General features: G+C 38.1%; 15 protein-coding genes. 12 read left to right on the top strand and 3 right to left on the bottom strand.

Translation table 11 applies throughout. The features are described from left to right. Positions 1-320: 320 nt before the first annotated feature. The 3 genes from T344_RS0103940 to T344_RS0103950 all read right to left on the bottom strand — a co-directional run bounded on the left by T344_RS0103940 (position 321) and on the right by T344_RS0103950 (position 3,678). Positions 321-1,436, bottom strand: coding sequence for an RNA ligase RtcB family protein (locus T344_RS0103940; RefSeq protein ID WP_027627627.1), 1,116 nt, complete (start codon positions 1,434-1,436; stop codon positions 321-323). 436 nt (positions 1,437-1,872) lie between these two features. Beyond that, entirely contained in the window at positions 1,873-2,874 is a 1,002-nt protein-coding gene (locus T344_RS0103945; RefSeq protein ID WP_027627628.1) for a nucleotidyltransferase domain-containing protein, read from the bottom strand. Between the two features lie 30 nt (positions 2,875-2,904). After that, positions 2,905-3,678, bottom strand: coding sequence for a nucleotidyltransferase domain-containing protein (locus T344_RS0103950; RefSeq protein ID WP_027627629.1), 774 nt, complete (start codon positions 3,676-3,678; stop codon positions 2,905-2,907). Positions 3,679-3,915: 237 nt separating this feature from the next. Here T344_RS0103950 and T344_RS0103955 point away from each other — a divergent pair, with 237 nt between their 5' ends. From T344_RS0103955 to T344_RS0104020, 12 genes are all read left to right on the top strand, one after another. After that, the gene (locus tag T344_RS0103955; RefSeq protein WP_027627630.1) at positions 3,916-4,497 is read left to right on the top strand and encodes a hypothetical protein; all 582 of its coding nucleotides are present in this window, start codon (positions 3,916-3,918) and stop codon (positions 4,495-4,497) included. A 117-nt stretch (positions 4,498-4,614) separates the two neighbouring features. Further along, positions 4,615-5,907: a WYL domain-containing protein gene (locus T344_RS0103960; RefSeq protein WP_027627631.1), complete on the top strand. Its 1,293-nt coding sequence runs from the start codon at positions 4,615-4,617 to the stop codon at positions 5,905-5,907. Continuing rightward, positions 5,891-6,952, top strand: a complete 1,062-nt coding sequence (locus tag T344_RS0103965) for a WYL domain-containing protein (RefSeq protein ID WP_027627632.1) — start codon at positions 5,891-5,893, stop codon at positions 6,950-6,952. Before T344_RS0103960 ends, T344_RS0103965 begins: the two co-directional genes overlap by 17 nt. Next, positions 6,952-7,287, top strand: a complete 336-nt coding sequence (locus T344_RS0103970; protein ID WP_034860603.1) for a low molecular weight protein tyrosine phosphatase family protein — start codon at positions 6,952-6,954, stop codon at positions 7,285-7,287. The genes T344_RS0103965 and T344_RS0103970 overlap by 1 nt, the downstream gene beginning before the upstream one ends. Before the next feature lie 587 nt (positions 7,288-7,874). Further along, entirely contained in the window at positions 7,875-8,999 is a 1,125-nt protein-coding gene (locus T344_RS0103975) for a slipin family protein (RefSeq protein WP_027627634.1), read from the top strand. Between the two features lie 78 nt (positions 9,000-9,077). Further along, the gene (locus T344_RS0103980; protein WP_027627635.1) at positions 9,078-10,262 is read left to right on the top strand and encodes an RNA-splicing ligase RtcB; all 1,185 of its coding nucleotides are present in this window, start codon (positions 9,078-9,080) and stop codon (positions 10,260-10,262) included. A 175-nt stretch (positions 10,263-10,437) separates the two neighbouring features. Then, the gene (locus T344_RS0103990) at positions 10,438-11,733 is read left to right on the top strand and encodes a hypothetical protein (protein WP_027627636.1); all 1,296 of its coding nucleotides are present in this window, start codon (positions 10,438-10,440) and stop codon (positions 11,731-11,733) included. Between the two features lie 180 nt (positions 11,734-11,913). Further along, positions 11,914-12,492, top strand: a complete 579-nt coding sequence (locus T344_RS0103995; RefSeq protein WP_051571559.1) for a hypothetical protein — start codon at positions 11,914-11,916, stop codon at positions 12,490-12,492. Positions 12,493-12,678: 186 nt separating this feature from the next. After that, positions 12,679-13,956: a hypothetical protein gene (locus T344_RS31485; RefSeq protein ID WP_027627638.1), complete on the top strand. Its 1,278-nt coding sequence runs from the start codon at positions 12,679-12,681 to the stop codon at positions 13,954-13,956. A 103-nt stretch (positions 13,957-14,059) separates the two neighbouring features. After that, positions 14,060-14,518 carry a hypothetical protein gene (locus T344_RS0104010; protein WP_027627639.1) on the top strand — a complete coding sequence of 153 codons (459 nt, stop codon included), beginning with the start codon at positions 14,060-14,062 and terminating at the stop codon, positions 14,516-14,518. Positions 14,519-14,635: 117 nt separating this feature from the next. Next, positions 14,636-14,977 carry a hypothetical protein gene (locus T344_RS0104015; protein ID WP_027627640.1) on the top strand — a complete coding sequence of 114 codons (342 nt, stop codon included), beginning with the start codon at positions 14,636-14,638 and terminating at the stop codon, positions 14,975-14,977. 20 nt (positions 14,978-14,997) lie between these two features. Further along, positions 14,998-15,774 carry a DUF2310 family Zn-ribbon-containing protein gene (locus tag T344_RS0104020; RefSeq protein WP_027627641.1) on the top strand — a complete coding sequence of 259 codons (777 nt, stop codon included), beginning with the start codon at positions 14,998-15,000 and terminating at the stop codon, positions 15,772-15,774. The last annotated feature ends 136 nt before the right edge of the window (positions 15,775-15,910 follow it).

Here is a 15,910-nt window from a genome sequence, read left to right on the forward strand (position 1 = left end):
TGGACTATGACATCGAAGCTGGTAAAACAAGGAGCTCAAAGCACCGTTTTGCAAGAGCCACTTTCGCTGCTGCTAATATACATCTGGATGCTTGGATCAAACACAAATCCTTTAGTATTCTGAGTCTATTGCAATAGTACAAGAACTTTTCAAACAGCATTTAAAAATCTTTGAATTTCAAAGGTTTATTTGCTGTCCCAAAAAATCTGGGCTCAAAATTACACAACTATTAATTTCTCAAGGTACAATGCTTTTTCTACAAATAGCTCCATTTCACAAAGAAAATGGAGTGAAGTATTGGTTTTTCTCGAAATTACCAATTACTTTTCGAGAGTATTCTTATAAGTTAAAATGGGTTTAAAGGTTGCAATTATGTTTATCAATCCGAACTCAATCAAGCTTTGAATCACTGTATCGATATTCTTATATGCCTCCGGAGCTTCTTCGTAAAGAAGGTTGACATCATTGCAAATGACCCTGCCCTTAAGCCTGGTATACCTGATTGTTTCCTTTGTGTATTTGTTTTCAAGCCTTGACCTGCACATGCTTCGTTCCCATTTCCGGCCTGCACCGTGTGCCAAAGAAAAACCTGAGTCTTCAGTTTTATCCGTTGGTATCACAAGGTAGGTGAGTGAGCCTCTTGAGCCGGGTATTACAACAGCTCCTCTGTCACTGGGTGAAGCCCCCTTTCTGTGAATATATACAAATTTATTATCACATTCTCTTATGCTTACACTATTATGGGAGCTGTCATGCAGCTTGGCTGTCTGCGTACTTACCCCAAGTGCCTTTAGAATCCGGTATGCTACCAACTCTCTGTTGATAGCAGCCCAATGGACGGCATTATCGTGTCTTGCAAAATATTCCCTAGCCGCCTGAGAGGTTTGCTGCAGACCGTTTTGTGCTTGATAAAGCTTGATACTGTCATCAAGAATAGCTTGGCCATATCCTCGTGATCCGCTGTGAACCAGCAGCATAATCTGATTTTTATCAAAGCCAAGATGGCTGAAGGCTTCTTCATTAAATACAGTTTCTGCTTCCTGTAGCTCTGCAAAATGATTGCCGCCTCCGATTGTGCCAAGACTTGAGCCCAATGGGGAAGAAGCAATTTCTTCATATTCAGATTCCGGCAAAGGAATTAGTTTCAGATTTTCCAGGCCTTCAGCCTTTTTAATAAGTCTTTCCGACTTAATCTTTTTCTTTTCAAGCTCTGTCATGAACATGGCCATTCCACAGCCGATATCATTTCCTACCAGGTGCGGATAAATAATATTTTCAGTTATAATGACTGCACCAACAGGAGTCTTGCCGGGGTGGAGGTCAGGCAGACCAACTGCTTTTACAACGCCCGGCAGTGTGCTGATATGATTAAGCTGGTTAACTGCAGCCTGTTCAAGCCAATTCTTTTCAGATGAAATGATTGTTACATTACTCATATATAATTTGTTCTCTCCTTCTATGTTCAACTAGCTCCTTAATCCCTTAAAGGGCATAAAAATACCGTGATACAGTAACCACGGCTTTTTGACAATAAAAAAACACGATAACCCATCGTGCATTCTGTAATAGCATATTTGTTTACTAACAGGTGAAGGTTACTTTAAAGGTTGACCACAAAAAGCACGCCGAACAAAGAGACTAATTTGCCTCATGCATTGCTCTTTTGGTCACAATATTCAATTATAAACTAAGCACCTCATAATTTATTATTGCTGTCATTTCCAACACTCCTTTCTAGGATGCATAGGCGAGCAGTTGATGGAATTAACGACCAGCCACCTGATAGGTTTATATAAATCTTACCCTAAAATAATATACATAGACAAAACTTGAAGTCAATATCTGTAATTAAATTGAAATAAGAATATAACACTATAACAATATTTTGCCATAAATCTCTATCATTAATTCTTCAACACGCTTATAATCCGGTTCTTCTGCAAGGGAAGTATTTTCAGCTGCCGATTTGAACCTTCGTTCATACTCGTCAACCATCTCGAATACCTCATTATAGCTGTACTTACCGTTACGTATATCAAGGAAAAGCCTTTGTTCCTTTTCCCTATACGTGTTGACTCCTTTACCCTCAAGGATTTCCGTGCCCGTAACCAGGAGACGGATTAAGTGCATGGCGTGCTTGTTAAGGTGAAGCTCATCCTTCTTGCTGTTCCTGTGGTTCAGCTTGGAGTAATCCTTCACAATGTTGTTCATATCCGAATAGATATTTTTGAAGTCTCTTAATGGATAGTGCTTCAGGTTTATATCAATAAATATTTCTGTATCCATTTCCTCCTTGTCGGATTGATCAATATACAGGCTGATTTCGTTATCTGTAAAGCTTTTGTAGGTCCTTTTTAGGTGATCCATTTGACCTGAAATGCTGTTCAGGATATGCTGTTCCTTCTCTGCCTGAGGGTAGTTATCTCTGGCAAGGGCATTCTGCAGCCTTCTAAGCTGGGCTGTTGCATAATTGCCAAAGCTCTGGATTGCTTTTTTAGATAAGAACAAATCAACATGATCCCTTAAAAGCTGGCCTTCTTTCGTTATAATAAGAAGATGTTCAGGTCTACTGCCCAGGATCTCCAGAACATTGGGGTTGCTATTCAGGCATAGATTAATAAATTTTTTAAGCCCATAAATTACAGTATCCGTTTTTCTGTCTTCGAATTGCTCGAAGCTTGATAATCCCATAATAACCTGTTTTGTTTCCAATGTAACGCCCCTGACGTCGATATCGCTGGTCTCAACATTCGTTCCATAGGCGATAGAGCCTGCTGTTGTAAGGATTAATATATTCCTGCCAAGGTATGGTTCTGTCCGTAGAAACCCGTATTCGCTTGTATTTAGTTTATCTTTTATATACTGCATATCCATGTGTTTGCTCCTTTTTTGGGGGGACATATCTTATTCATCCCAGACTTCCTTGAGCGTTTCGCGGAATAGGGTATTTAAAGCCTCGTAATCTGAAGTTTTTCCTTTTTTAACAGTCTTAAGATATTGCTCATAATAGTCTATCTTACTTCTAAGAAAATCAATGATTACCGGGCTTTTTGGTTCAATGTCAATTTCCAGACCGGTAGTTTTTTTTTCAAGTAATTTGTTGATTTCGTTAACGAGGGTACAATCCAGCTGCTGGTCGGCCATGAGCTTGCTGAACTCCATTGGAGGCATGCTACTGTTCTTTTCTATCCACATGCATGCAAGTATAGGCCTTAATATATAGAAATACCGCTTGATCTTAACCTGATCTGTACCCATGACTTCTTCAAATTTGTTTCTGGCTATATGAAGATAATGATATATTGTAGGCACCGGGGAGAAGTAAGCAGGCAAGAGGTCTCGCATTTTTTGTGCTGCACAATAATTCTCCATATATATGATAGGAGAACTGAGCCACTCCAGCAAGGTGGGGTTTGACTTTTTATACTGCAGCAATGCTTTCTTAATATCCCAACCGTTAATGTCCAATAGGTCATTGATGGGGACTTCAATAAAATCCTTTTTATCTTCTATGGACAGGTACCAGTCAGTTGGACGGATATATATGAAACGTGCATCATAATCACTGTCCTTGGATGCAAAGCCCCAGCCCCTGCTGCCGGACTCAACGGCATAGAGGATCTTGATGTTGTTTTCCCTTTCAATAGCATTAAGCTTGTTTAGTATAGCATCCTGCATATCTTGTTTCTCCTGAATTTACTTGTATTCAAGATTATACCATATCTTTATTTTTTTTGATCAGTGAGAAATTAAAAACGGATAGATTGCAAACTTTTTGTCTGTAACTTAAAAGGACAATACCATATACTCAATACAATAAATTCCATTCGCGCATACCAAAAGCTGAGACGGGGGTGAGTGTCTATGAAAAAGATGATGGACTTCTTGTAGATTATTTACAAGGAGGTATTTAAAATGTTGTATTACATAGTCAACAAATCTACAGGCAGGGTTGAGATATGCAACGGAAAGGAGGAGATGATTTCATATATTGCATCCTACAATTGCAGGATTGCAAAAGAAAAGCGAAATTTGCTGCTCGAAAACATAGCAATGAACAACAACGACAAGAAGCTTAAATATGATTTCTATTATAGCGAAAATGTTCTCGTTTCCAGGATATACATGGTTTACGATGAATTCGGCAGGATTGTTGATCCGAGGATCTACAAGGAAAAGATTCTGAGTATAAGGATCGATCCTTTAAGCTGGATCAGAAATTTTAATTCACATATCGGATTTAAATCCGGATTCACTGATACAAAAGCTGCGATAGAACCAAAAGCACGTTTTGGAAATAAATCCAGACATTACTTCCGTTATGCTAAAACTGCAAACGAAAAGAGAAATAATGCAATCCCAGAATATAACCAGTTTATACGGGGAAAGCGAAAAGTATCACATATTTCTCCGGCCTGGGACGATTATGATGTTCATACCGAAAAGAATTGGAAGAGGCTGAAAATCAGGAAACAATATATGAAAAATACAAAGTGATTTCAATGTCTTACATTAACATGGATTCAAGCCGGTGAATAGTTTTGCCGGTTTTGTATTTTGCTGCCATATTGTTTATGATATGATAAGAAGATAGACGCTTGTGAGGAATATTACATGTTTAATGACTTTATAAAACATTACAACATAATTAGAGATATTCTCAGAGATTGTTTCCTGTATGGATGCTTTTCGAGAGATGGACTTGAAAGCAAAAGGAATGTCAGCTCAAGGAAGGTCAGCTATGAAATGCGGCGAATTCAACAGTATGTGGAAGACAAATATATTAAAATAGACAAGGACGGACGATATAAGCTCTTAAGCCTGACCTATGATTTTTTAAGGCATACTGATAATTTTCTTGTCAATACATATATGACTAGGAGCTTCACACGGACTGACTTGCACACATATTTCTTCATACTTTTATTTATTCAATCGCAAAAGGATGCCTGTTCATCAAATACAATAGAAAATAGCTTGGCCCAGGAAGGTTGTTTATCCTTTGACAGAATTAGCAGCAAGACTATTGAAAGAAAGCTTGCCGAAATGTCTGAAAGTATAGGGGTACTGTCATATGAAACAATTAAGAGAACAAAATATTATTCTGTAGCTCCTGATATTTTAAGTCAACTTAATAACGATGAGCTGAAGGAGCTGTTAATAGCCGTCAGCTTATACAAAAACGTCATGTTCCCTGTGACCGCCGGTTATTATTGTGAACAGACAATCAAGGATTATCTTAATTATGAGAGACATGCAAGCGCTGAAAAAATTGACTTCTTTAACTACAGGCATGTACATTTCCATCCGGTAATCGAAGAGCAGATATTGTGGGAGATTTTATATGCTGTTCATCAAGGAAGGAAAGTAAAGCTGAATTATCATTCGCCAAAGAGCCAGACCGGGGGCGGCTCAAGCAAAGTATTAAGTCCGTATAAAATCAGGTATGATGTGCGGCATGGAAGGTTCTATCTGATTTCATTCAGTAACTATGGCAAATGCATTGTGTCCAGGCTGGATAGAATTGAAAACGTTGAAATATTGGATGAAATATTTCAGAGAAGCGATTTTGTTGAAGTGTACCAAAAACAAATGTGCTGCAGCTGGTCCAGCGTATCCCTTGATGAAGCGAAAGCGCCTGAGAATGTAAAGCTTGAAGTAGTTGTTGATGAATTAACCGAGGGTTATATCATAGATAAGATTATGAATGAAATACCCGATGGAGCTCTGGAGAAAATTGATAATGGACTTTATCATGTAAGTTTTCAGATCAATGACAGCGGTGAGCTTATTCCCTGGATCAGAGGGTATGCAGGCTATGTCAGGGTTCTGGAAAGTCCGCAATTGGCAGAAAGACTTCTGAAGGACTGGAAGGAGATGCTTATTTCTTATGGAATTGTTCAATGAAGTGAAAAATAGATACTTCCAGCTGGTATTCAGGGTTATCAATGAATGTACGGATGGAAAGGCCAAAAGTGATATCGTAAGGATTATCGACGAAGGTGAATTTGAGCAAAAGGTTATAGGAAAGAATCAACAGTCTTTCGCAGACCTTATTTTGAATAGGTGTAATGAAGATGAGAATCTGAATCTTTTGACAGAAAAAGAGGGCAGGTTCTATCCGGCTGTTGAAAGTACCGGACAGCCGGGATGCATGGCAAGTAATGAAGCGAAGCAAAATGACCTGCCGCCTCTGCCGGTTCGTTTTACAAAGATTGAAAAAGCATGGCTGAAAGCCTTGCTGGGGGAACCGGAAATAAGAATGGCGCTCGGTAATAAAACATTGGAGAAGTTGCAAAAGGAGCTTGATGGATTTAACAGTCCAATAAAACGTGAATATTTTGAACTGACAAATACCATAAAACTGCCGGAGATTACTCAGCGGGAAGCATATGAAAAGAACTTCAGTCTCCTGCTGAAAGCACTTATACAGGAAAAGCCTATAAGATACAGCAATACCGACAGGAAGGGTAAGGTTTACGAGAACATGCTTGCTTTGCCTGTTGCTATAGAATACTCCATGAGAGATGGTAGATTCAGAGTCTCGATGTATTCTATAGATGATAAACGTCCTATAATGGCCAATATTTTTACACTTTCGGATTTAAGGATCGTTGATGAGGAAGTTGGCCTAGATAGAGAAACTGCGAAGCAGCTGCTGTTTGAACAAAAATATTCCGAGGAGCCTGTAATTCTGGAGGTCACAGACAGAAAGGCAGCAATGGAAAGATGCTTTATGTGCTTTTCCGGGATGGAAAGGACCGCTAGAGACTTGGGAGATAATAAATACGAAATACGGCTCAATTATTATCTTTTTGAGGAAGAAAACCTGATTCGGAATATAATTTCACTCGGACCTTATGTGAAAGTAGCCTCTCCACAAAGAATTGCTGATGAGGTTATAAGAAGAGTAAAAAAGTCCATAGAAATGTACAATGAAAAGAATGGGTAGTGATTAAGATAAAGATACTATTTTTATGTAGTAGGAATCAATGGAGAAGTCTTACTGCTGAGAAGATTTTTAATGGGGTTAATGGTCACGAAGTAAGATCGGCCGGAACAGAAAACAACGCCAGAATTAAAGTGACAGGCGGGCATATCGGTTGGGCGGACATGATCTTTGTAATGGAGAAAAAACACTTGAGAAGGATTCAAGAAAAATTTGGAGATATTCTTAGAGATAAAAAAGTAATTATTCTGGGTATATCAGATGATTATACTTTTATGGATGAGGAATTGATTGAAATACTGAAGTCTCAAGTTTCTGAATATATCGATTTAATCTGAAATATTAAAAAGTTTGTGACATGACAAAGGTTGCAAACTTTTTGTCTGTAAACTGGTAATCCATTCCCTTATACTAAAATTGTTCCTCTTCCCAATGCAAAGATTTCTGAATGGTCTTGCGGTGCCTTTTACTTCGTCGTCAGAGGTATACCGGGAAAGCTGGGACTCAAAAACCTTAGTGCCGGAGGTTCGATTCCTCCATTACTGCAAAGTAATTAGCTCAGGGGTAGAGCATAAGGCAAGGAAAAGGGGTTCGAATCCCCATCAGATGAAGGATCTGAAGCTATGGTTTAGCACTCGACGGTCACTCGAGATACTTCACAGGAATCTTTGGAGAGAATCCTCAGGCTTTTGCAGATAGTTTGCAAAAGCACCGGAGCTTAAGCCCTGAAGTGCGCGGATACCGGATATGGCAAGCTGGTCCTTGTATATGAAGTTAAGATTAAATTATCAGGCAGAGCCTGAAGTTTAAATGGCGCATATGCAATGACTTGTAAGCAGTAGCCTAAAGCAGCACTCCGCCAATGCTGCGGGAGGATTCTTGAAAAGGATTCAAAAAGTAATTTTTATTGAAAGGATGGATCAGAATGAAGGTAATTATTAAAAATGATGAAAGAGGTTTGTTATTCAGGGACGGCAACTACGTAAAATGTTTGATGCCTGAAAAACACTCACTTAATCCATTTGTAAAATATAGTGTTGTTGTATCTGATGTTAACAAGGCTTTTGATGCGGCCGGGAAAAATATAAACTTGTTTCTTGGAGATGAGGAGCTGTTAAAAGAGCTTACAGTGCTGGATGTCCAGGATTATGAAATCGCCATTCATTTTGAAGACGGCAAGCTGATGGATGTTTTGAAATCCGGCAAGTATGCATTCTGGAATGTCCTGAAGAAGCATAGCTTCAAAGTTGTTGATATCAGGAATCCTGAAGTGAGTCCCGATATTGATGCATCTACATATAACAGCTCCAAGCTCACGGGCTTTGTCGGCTATTATGAGGTTGCAAACCATGAAAAAGGAATACTTTACTACAACAATGTGATACAAAAGACTCTGGAACCCGGCAGGTATTTCTTCTGGAAGAGCCCTGTTCTTGTTGCAGTAAAGAATGTAGATCTGAGGCAGCAACAGTTGGATATGGCCGGCCAGGAAATCATGACGGAGGACAAAATCACATTGAGGCTGAACTTCGTATGCCATTACAGGATAACAGAGCCTTTGAAGGTCGTTGAGGTAAAATCCTTTGAGGAACAGCTCTATATAGTTCTGCAGCTGATCCTGAGGGAGTATGTCGGAGCTTTAAGGCTGGATGACCTTCTTTTGAAGAAACAGGAAATTGGGAGCTATGTTCTTGAAAAACTGAAGGATAAAAGCAATAGTTACGGTGTAGAATTTCTATTCGCCGGTTTGAAGGACATCATATTGCCCGGAGATATAAAGGATATATTGAACACTGTACTGATAGCTGAAAAGAAAGCACAGGCAAATGTTATTACCAGGAGGGAAGAAATTGCCTCAACAAGGAGTCTTTTGAATACTGCAAAGCTAATGGAGGAAAACCAGACGCTTTACAGGCTGAAAGAGCTTGAATTCCTGGAGAAAATTTGCGAGAAAGTCGGCAATGTTTCACTGACAGGCGGGGGAAGCCTGCTTGAACAGCTAAATACTCTGCTGTCTAATAAAGTCGGTGACAAAAAATGCGGAGTGTGAGATTATAAACATAGTGTCAGCGGTCTCCTTTGCTATTAATTTTTGGCAAGGGAGATTTGCTATATGAGAGGTGAGAGTATGATAGAAATCAAAGGGAAATATAACATAGCAAAAGTATTCACTGATAATGTGGAAGAAAAAGCAGCAGGTCAAATACTGGAGCTTTGCAGTCAGGAGTTTGTGAAAGACAGCCGGATCAGAATCATGCCCGATACTCATGCTGGCGCAGGATGTACAATTGGAACAACGATGACCATAAAAGATAAGATTGTCCCTAATCTGGTTGGTGTTGATATTGGCTGCGGGATGTTTGTCAGTATGCTCGAAAAAACAAAGGTTGATTTCGATAGGCTGGATAAGGTTATAAGAAGCTATGTTCCATGCGGATTTGATGTTCGTGAAACGCCGCATGAATACAAGGGGTTTATAGACCTTGACAGTTTAAGATGCAAGGAGCACGTTGACCTGAAAAGGGCATCCTTAAGCATCGGTACCCTGGGAGGGGGGAATCACTTCATTGAAATGAATGAAGATGAGAATGAGAATATATATTTGGTAGTGCATTCAGGAAGCCGACATTTAGGGAAACAAATTGCTGAGTATTATCAGGACAGAGCAGCGAAAGAGATTGTAAGGAAAAGCAATGACGTTATTATTGCTGAATTGAAGTCGAAAGGAAAGGCAAAAGAGATCCAGGCAGAAATAGAAAAAGAAAAAGCCAAAATGAACAGTGCCTTGGCTTATGTAGAAGGCCAAACCTTTGATGATTACATTCATGATATGCGTATAGCTCAGAAATTTGCCGAATACAACAGGAAGGCTATTGCTGAGGTTATTATCCGTGAAATGGGCTTTAATGTGGCAGATAGTTTTACGACTATACATAACTATATCGATCTGGATGAAATGATTCTGAGAAAAGGTGCAATTTCTGCGAAAAAGGGTGAAGTTGTAATCATTCCGATAAATATGAGGGATGGAAGCATCATTGCAACAGGAAAAGGAAATGATGACTGGAATCAGTCGGCGCCTCATGGAGCCGGCCGGTTGATGAGCAGGAAGCAGGCAAAGCGCAGCCTGTCACTGGAGGAGTTTAAAAAATCAATGGATGGCATCTATACAACCTCACTGTCCATGGATACTCTGGATGAGGCTCCATTTGCTTATAAGCCTCTGGATGAGATCATTGCTAATATTCAGGATGCTGTAGAAATCAGTAAAATAATCAAACCTGTTTACAACTTTAAGGCTTCTGATGATTGATTTTTGAATATGGGCTGAATAAACAACCTTCATTTTATATTTAAAGTGGGGGCTATTGAAAGATAAACTCCATGCAATTCACTTCTAGGAGCATTATCAATGTTCCTGGAGGGGATTTGCAGCATTTTCTTTGGAGAGATTAGGGAAGGATTCAAAGGAGGGAAAGAACTCATTAATGAAAATATTTGATGGATTATTTTCAGAATCACCGACGATCAATATATTAAAACATATTGCTTCCAAAGATGTACCGTGGGATAGTGAAGCCATTTTGCTGTATATAGAATCGGGGCTGGGAAAACTGAAATTGGTAAATGGTAAAACCGAAAAGGGTTTAGTAAAGAAATTTCTTTTATTAAATGATATACCTTTAGTAAAGTGGCATGAAGATGATTATTGCTGCCCAACCTGTGAGAAGCTTATTTCTGCTGGGTACGGTATTGATACTGTTGATCCCAAAACATTAGAGATGATAAAAGGTATAAGAGGCAACAATACAACCATTGAAGAAAACATACTTGAGATAACCCCTATTTTAAGGCTGCTGGAAGAAAATATTTATATCGCATCAAAGATTACCTTATATCCTACAAATGGTGTAGGTGGTTTCTTTTGGGACGTTAAAAATAAACCTAAGAGCTTATGGAGCACCTGCGATACATATTATCAACTACATGTTTCCACTGGTTATCCTGCTTATTTGTTACCTACTCAGACACCAAAATGTTTCAATGAAAAACAGGTTGAGTTCTACAGAGAAAAATTACGAGCTGGCGAAACATTGTGTGGATTAGCTGTATACATAGATGGATACCTTTGTGCGTTATTAGATGGACACCATAGAGCGACTGCCTGCCTTTTAGAAGGTAAAGAATTTAGCTGCATGACAATTGTACCCATGAACGGTTGGGCAAGATATGTACAGGAAAATAAGGAATATGCTATGTTTGGTGGTTATAGTATAAATGCCGACGATATCGACGGAAGGGTAAGGAAAAAAGCTTACGACAATTTTATAAAGTCGATAAAGCTTGGTACTAAAGGTGTTGAGGAATACTTGGCACAAATTAATGATATATGGGATAATTATGTATGGGCAGATGAATTCAATCAAAAGGCTAAGTATTTTCCGACCGTAGAAGGGCTGGCTTCTATTCAAATGGCTGGAGATTTATCCGATGAAAGAATTGAGGAATTACTTACACTAGAAAGAAGAGATTACGAAGATGATTTAGATATGGCTTTTAATGCCTTAACTGTAAAGGATAAGAATAGAGCTAAGAAACTTGCTTTGAAGCTGGGAAAATCCGAAAGATATTTATTTATGTGGGAGAGTGTTATGAAATACCTTTCCTGCTATAGGGATGAAGAAGTAGAGCAATTCTTTATTGATTTTCTTATAAATGACGATAAGATAAGACGCGAATTGACAAAAATAGCAGATGATTATTTCAGAGTAAACAAAGTTTAGCATTTTTGATTCAATTACATATGACATTTGGCTGGAGGGCGAAGCAATTTTCAAACCTTGACCGATATTTTTAATCGGTTACCTTTTATTCGAAACATAATGGTATAATATGGGTGATGCTATTAAAACTTTTGTAGAAAGAGATTGAGAAGTATGGACAAAATCTGTAGGAGATGTGGGTTGCCTGTTAAGAAATTTTTTGATGAATATGAGGTATTCGAACAAATGCACTGGCTATGTTTTCACTTGGAATTTGAGCATAGCAATTATGACCCCGATGAACCATGTGATGATCCGAGCTGTCCATGGAATGTAGGAAAAAGAGAACTAATGATTGATATTCATCATGACTTAAAAATAATCTCATTTGATAATAAAAGTTGGATGGATTTCGATTTTATTGAGGCTGAAGCCGAACGTTACCCAAGCATTTGTTTCAAGATAGAGATTAAGAAAAATGGAACTGAAGTATTAAAAAAGTCTATTTGGTTTGAAAAAGATGCATTAGACGGATTCTTAAAGGCTTTGACTGAGTTTGATAAGGCTGGAAAGGGCGATGCATTTTTAGAAAGCATGAGCCCTGAGGAGTTCTCCCTATCAATAGAAACTGTTGATAAAGCAGGGCATATAGTTTTATTCTATAAAGTTAAAAGCCAAAGAGTGGCATATCAAAAAATGATGGAAAACTCTATTAATGACTATTTTGAAATTGAGTTGAATCAAATCTCAAACATTTTGAAAAACTTGAAGGTATTTTAACAGTGAAAGTTAATTCCTTGATGGATATATGAAGAAACGAGTGTCTATATATGAAAAGAGATATCGATGGGATGTCCAGCAGGACTTTTGAAGCAAATAGGATGAATATGCCTTATAATAACATTCTTGCACTTAGTGGGCAAGAAGTGATATATTGTTATAAATTTTCAGGAAAGAGTGATCTTTATGGAGAATAGAATACCATGTAAAAATGAAAATTGTAAAGGGACTATTTTGCTGTCGACTGCCGAAAAAACGGGCGGATTGTGTATGCCTTGCTTTCAATCAGTTAAGCGAAAGGAAGAGGAAGAATATATCCGTAAAAATCAAAAGGACGTTAATCTTTATGAAGGTATTGATGACCCTTTTGAAATCCTTAAAATAATGTATTCCCAGAGAAACTATGACCCTTTAATAAGATATATCGAATATCCACGGACACAGGAAGAAATATATAACTCACTTTCGAGGAATGATATTAAAAGATTAGAAGAATATGCAATCCAGCTTATTAATGACAATGATATAGATACTGCAGAAGAAATATTGTCACGAATAGTCTGTTTTACTAACTCTGGAATTGATGATTGTTTAGAACTCTTAATAAATAAGGACCACTATTATCCCGGAGTATTATTCAAAGGAGCTTCACATAAGATAAGAGATATTCTGATTAGCCAGATTGATAAAGAGGTAGAGAACCGGAATCATATTCTTCTTGCCTTATCATGGATCGGAGATATAAGGGTAAGTGAATTATTCAACCAATGGCGTAAGTATCCGCCTTCCTGGAAGAATGAGCTGTATATTCCTGCCGAGGATTATTCTTTTGAATCAGGCTGGACTTTGACTGATGATGGAAATCGGAGGAACATGTTTTACACAGATTCTTATCCGCTAGTACATACTGCGACTTGTGAGACGGAACCTTTAAGCATTATTAAGAGTCATGAAGATAAATGCCCTTGGTGCAGATCCCAGATGACTGTTTTGTTTGATTTTGACTTAACGAATCCGGTATTTAATTTTTTTAATTTCAAAGGTGAAAGATTAAGAATATCAACCTGTCATATCTGTACTTGCTATGGATATATTTTTACTAAGCTTGATTTTAATGGTTATTCCAAGTGGCATGAAGCAAATAAAAAGCCAAGTTTCCTTCCTAATATCGCAAATCCTGAGGAAGAGGCTTTAGAAGTAACGAAACCATTAGTATTATCTAAAACAAAGAGAGACCCATACTATGCGGCAAGATGGGTGTTGGAAGTGCCTGGTTCAGAGGTTGGAGGTCATCCTACCTGGATTCAGGATGCAGAATATCCTATTTGCCCAGAATGTTCAAAATACATGAAATTTATAGGACAGCTTGACTGTCCTGATTTCCAGGAATATGGTGAGGGTATTTACTATGCATTTATTTGTAAAGAATGTAAAATTGCAGCAACACACTACCAACAGACTTAGTTCGTTAACTAAACGTTTTAGCGGTTATATGTTTACAATAATATTACACAAGGAATTGTAAGAAAGTTAATAAATTTGCTTTGCGACAGGATGTGAGGTTACGATGGATATTACAACATATTATTTTTGTTCAAGAATTTCAAAAGGCGAAGCAGAGGCATCAGAATATGTTGATTGGGCTATTGAACAGTTGGTTAAAGGCGCTGAGACACCATCCGTAAAAATTCTATCATCCTTTATGAAGCCCCTTTATAAGCCAGAATTAGAGGAGTACTTTCACAAATCATTAGATGAGCTGGGATGGAGATTTCCACCATTTACTGAAAATGCAAGAATGTGCATTAAGCATTTAGCAGAGAAAATTCTTGATGGTTCACTTGAGCCAATTAAAGGGGCGCATGAAATATATACTTATGTCAGGGAATTAAAATATCCCGAGGATTTGATTGCTTGGCTGGAAATAGACGATTATATTGACGAAAGAGTATATAACGGCATATACCAGATGAATGATGAAGAGCTAATAGAAAGAATAATTGGAGAGGCTTACAGGCTAATATAAGCCGGGAACGTTTCAATCTACAAATGAATTCTACTAGCATAAGTAAAGTGGTTGTTAGGTTTAAAGTATGACTGATATTAAAGAACATTTAAAAAGAAGGATGGAATAGATGGAGATATGATAGTAGAGTGGAAACCGGGAATAAAACCGCCTCGAGATTTTTGCCCTCAGGAGTTTTGCTTTCACTGGAGGATAAAGGGAGGCTATTATGCATTTGGGATTCATGAGAATCTGGAGAAAGCATTAGGCGGTTTAGAATTAAATGAAGAAAGCAAGTGCGGATGCTCATTTGGAAGTTGTAAGAGGGATAAAAGCTGTTCCGGAGATAAGGACTGGTATGAACCATGTGAACCATTTTTAGAAAAGCAAGGTCTACCTTGGTTTTATTTCATCTGTGATGCTGAAGGCTTAAACCCAGAAGATAGAAAAGCCTATAAAGAGTATTTTAATGAGGAATAAAAAATTGACGGGGGAATATTATGTATCTATTTACAGTAACAATGTTTCCAAACGAGCAAAATAAAAAAGATGGCTATGAGGAATTTAGAGGAGAGCAGGATTGGTATTTCGGTGCTTTATCAAAGAATGGTCAAATTCTTATCAGTAGTTGTAATACCGTATTTGAAGATGATACATATAAGACCTTCCTGTTGGCACCTGAACAGGATTCGCTAGATAGTAAGTATGCTAATAAATATGTTAACGAGTTCTATATGAAGTTGATGAACTTATGTATACGTGAGCCTGAAATAAGAATTGTAGGCAGATCATCTGATTTTGAACTGTCTTGTAATTGTGTATCTCCAAGTTGGTATATGCTATACTCGGACCATACAATTACTGAATCCCCTATTGTATGTGGAGATTGCGGACGAACTGTGCCGCTTTACAAATTACCCAAAATTCTTGGAGAAGATGAGTATTATACAGTCCTCGGTTGGCAACGTGCATATAATGCATGTGACAACTTGTTTCTAGAGGGTATAGCTGAACGAATGGCATATAATCGGCTTTCAAAACCTGAATCGGATTTATCAAAAGAGGGAAGGGAAATTTGCCAAGCGTTTGAAAATAAAACTGGAAAGCCTTTTTACTACTATCTATTCCGCTATTATGCCCGGTATTATTCTACTAAAAAACAGAATTGTCCAATATGCGGCAGTGAATGGAGGCTTGATGAAGATAATACTACTTTTATTGACTACCGGTGTGATAATTGTAGACTGGTAGCTGATGTTGTTAATCGTAATCGATGAAGTAATGTGCCTTGGGGTAGCACACCCGATGTATCGGGAGAGCGCTTGACTGGCAGTCAAGAGGTAAGGGGTTCAAGTCCCCTATGCTCCACCAAAATTTGTCTGAAAAGCCTGATTTTATCAGGCTTTTTGGCGT

It is taken from the genome of Ruminiclostridium cellobioparum DSM 1351 = ATCC 15832, assembly GCF_000621505.1.
In the GTDB taxonomy this organism is placed as follows: domain Bacteria; phylum Bacillota; class Clostridia; order Acetivibrionales; family DSM-1351; genus Ruminiclostridium; species Ruminiclostridium cellobioparum.

Bases quoted from the DNA above. Each gene is read 5' to 3' on its own strand.
- T344_RS0103940 (WP_027627627.1), bottom strand. From the start codon at position 1,436: ATGAGTAATGTAACAATCATTTCATCTGAAAAGAATTGGCTTGAACAG.
- T344_RS0103945 (WP_027627628.1), bottom strand. From the start codon at position 2,874: ATGGATATGCAGTATATAAAAGATAAACTAAATACAAGCGAATACGGG.
- T344_RS0103950 (WP_027627629.1), bottom strand. From the start codon at position 3,678: ATGCAGGATGCTATACTAAACAAGCTTAATGCTATTGAAAGGGAAAAC.
- T344_RS0103955 (WP_027627630.1), top strand. From the start codon at position 3,916: ATGTTGTATTACATAGTCAACAAATCTACAGGCAGGGTTGAGATATGC.
- T344_RS0103960 (WP_027627631.1), top strand. From the start codon at position 4,615: ATGTTTAATGACTTTATAAAACATTACAACATAATTAGAGATATTCTC.
- T344_RS0103965 (WP_027627632.1), top strand. From the start codon at position 5,891: ATGGAATTGTTCAATGAAGTGAAAAATAGATACTTCCAGCTGGTATTC.
- T344_RS0103975 (WP_027627634.1), top strand. From the start codon at position 7,875: ATGAAGGTAATTATTAAAAATGATGAAAGAGGTTTGTTATTCAGGGAC.
- T344_RS0103980 (WP_027627635.1), top strand. From the start codon at position 9,078: ATGATAGAAATCAAAGGGAAATATAACATAGCAAAAGTATTCACTGAT.
- T344_RS0103990 (WP_027627636.1), top strand. From the start codon at position 10,438: ATGAAAATATTTGATGGATTATTTTCAGAATCACCGACGATCAATATA.
- T344_RS31485 (WP_027627638.1), top strand. From the start codon at position 12,679: ATGGAGAATAGAATACCATGTAAAAATGAAAATTGTAAAGGGACTATT.
- T344_RS0104010 (WP_027627639.1), top strand. From the start codon at position 14,060: ATGGATATTACAACATATTATTTTTGTTCAAGAATTTCAAAAGGCGAA.
- T344_RS0104015 (WP_027627640.1), top strand. From the start codon at position 14,636: ATGATAGTAGAGTGGAAACCGGGAATAAAACCGCCTCGAGATTTTTGC.
- T344_RS0104020 (WP_027627641.1), top strand. From the start codon at position 14,998: ATGTATCTATTTACAGTAACAATGTTTCCAAACGAGCAAAATAAAAAA.